Below are 2,092 nucleotides of genomic sequence, written 5' to 3'. Positions count from 1 at the left end.
GACCTCACCGAACAATGGCTGCACCGCCGCCCCGGCCGCGACCTGCCCGCCATCTACGTCGAACACAACACGCCCAAGGGCGACGTGCCGAACAGCCGCCACCCCATGGCCGACCACACCGACCTGCTCATCGCCCACGTCACCGGCTTCAACCAACTCTTCTGGGACACCGGCACCGCCCGCACGACCGTCATCGACCACGGCATCGTCGCGCCCACCGTGACCTACACCGGCGAGTTGGACCGCCTCGCCGTCGTGATCAACGAGCCGGTCCGGCGGGGCCGGGTCACCGGCACCGACCTGCTGGCCCGGTTCGCCGAGATCGCCCCACTGGACGTCTACGGCATGGGAGTCACCGGCCTCGCCGACCACCTCGGCCTACCGGCCGACCGACTCACCAGCCACGACGACACACCCCAGCACCAGATGCACGCCGAACTGGCCCGACGACGCGCCTACCTACACCTCTGCCGATGGACCTCCCTCGGACTCAGCCTCATCGAAGCCATGTCCATCGGCATGCCCGTCGTCGCCCTCGCCACCACCGAAGCCGTCACGGCCGTACCCCCGGACGCCGGGGTGCTCGCCACCCGGGTTGACACCCTGCTCGACGCCGCCCGCCGGTTCATGGCCGAACCGGAGGCCGCGCGTCAGGCCGGCGCGGCGGCACAGGCCGCCGCGCGGGACAGGTACGGCCTCGACCGTTTCCTCGCTGACTGGGACCGGCTGCTGGAGGAGGAAGTATGCGGATCGCGATGATCTCGGAGCACGCCAGCCCGCTCGCCGTCCTCGGAGGGGAGGACGCCGGCGGCCAGAACACGCACGTCGCGGAACTGTCCGCCGCGCTCGCCGCCGCCGGGCACGAGGTGAAGGTCTACACCCGCCGCGACGCGCTCGACCTGCCGGTGACCGTCCGCAGCCCCGACGGATACGACGTGGTGCACGTACCGGCCGGTCCGGCCGAGCCGGTGGCCAAGGACGCGCTGCTGCCGCACATGCGCGACTTCAGCCACTGGCTGATCGAGCGGTGGCGGGACGGGTCCTGGGTGCCCGAGGTGATCCACGCGCACTTCTGGATGAGTGGCCTGGCCGCGCTGACCGCCGGTCGGCAGACCGGGGTGCCGGTGGTGCAGACGTACCACGCGCTGGGCACCGTGAAGCGCCGCTATCAGGGCGTGCAGGACACCAGCCCGGCCCGGCGGGTGTCCTACGAGCGCGAGTTGGGCCGCTCGGTGGACCGGGTGGTCGCGCAGTGCCGCGACGAGGTCGGCGAGCTGGTCCGGATGGGGGTGCCCCGGTCCCGGATGACCGTCGTGCCCTCCGGCGTCAACCTCTCCACGTTCTCCCCGTTCGGGCCCGCCGCGGACCGCGAGCCCGGTCAGGCACGGATCCTGACGGTGGGCCGGCTGGTCGAGCGCAAGGGCTTCCAGACGGTGGTCCGCGCGATGGAGCTGGTCCCGGACGCCGAGTGCGTGGTGGTCGGTGGCCCACCCGAGGGGCTGCTGGAGACCGACCCGTACGCGCGGCGGTTGCGGGCGCTGGCCGAGTCGTGTGGGGTGGCCGACCGGGTGCGGCTGGTCGGCGCGGTGCCCCGGGAGGAGATGGGCCGCTGGTACCGGTCGGCGGACCTGCTCGTCGCCGCCCCCTGGTACGAGCCGTTCGGCCTGACCCCACTGGAGGCCATGGCCTGCGGGGTGCCGGTCGTCGGCACCGCCGTGGGCGGGATCCGCGACACCGTGGTCGACGGGACGACCGGTCTCCTCGTGCCGGCCCGGGACCCGCGTGCCCTGGCCGCCGCGATCGGGCGGCTGCTCGACGACCGGATCCGGCGCTTCGGGTACGCCACCGCGGCGCGCGAGCGGGTCCGGTCGCGGTACTCGTGGGCGGTCACCGCCGAGCGATTGGCGGAGGTCTACGGCGAGGTGGCCGCGGTGCGCCGGCCGACCCGGGTGGTGGCCTGATGCCGGCGGGCACCCTGCTCGACACGCACCTGACGAATCTCGCCGCGGCGCTGGCGCCCTACCGGGAGTGCGAGCCACAGCTGGCGCGCTGGGGTGCGCAACTGGCGCACCGGCTGGCCGGCGGTGGGCGG

The 2,092-nt window shown here is 73.7% G+C and carries 2 protein-coding genes; both read left to right on the top strand.

Translation table 11 applies throughout. The features are described 5' to 3' along the window. Positions 1-759: glycosyltransferase (locus M8C17_RS31685; RefSeq protein ID WP_252420469.1), on the top strand; the 759-nt coding region annotated here is incomplete at its 5' end. Continuing rightward, a complete protein-coding gene (locus M8C17_RS31680) occupies positions 744-1,961 on the top strand; it encodes a glycosyltransferase (RefSeq protein WP_252420467.1) in 1,218 nt (405 codons plus the stop codon). The genes M8C17_RS31685 and M8C17_RS31680, both read left to right, overlap by 16 nt. Positions 1,962-2,092: the final 131 nt, after the last annotated feature.

Source organism: Micromonospora sp. RHAY321, assembly GCF_023896955.1.
GTDB lineage: Bacteria > Actinomycetota > Actinomycetes > Mycobacteriales > Micromonosporaceae > Micromonospora.
Note: the sequence above shows the minus strand (reverse complement) of the source record. Positions and strands in the feature narration are given on the sequence as shown.

Coding starts and splice junctions, on each gene's coding strand:
- M8C17_RS31680 (WP_252420467.1), top strand. CDS start 744: ATGCGGATCGCGATGATCTCGGAGCACGCCAGCCCGCTCGCCGTCCTC.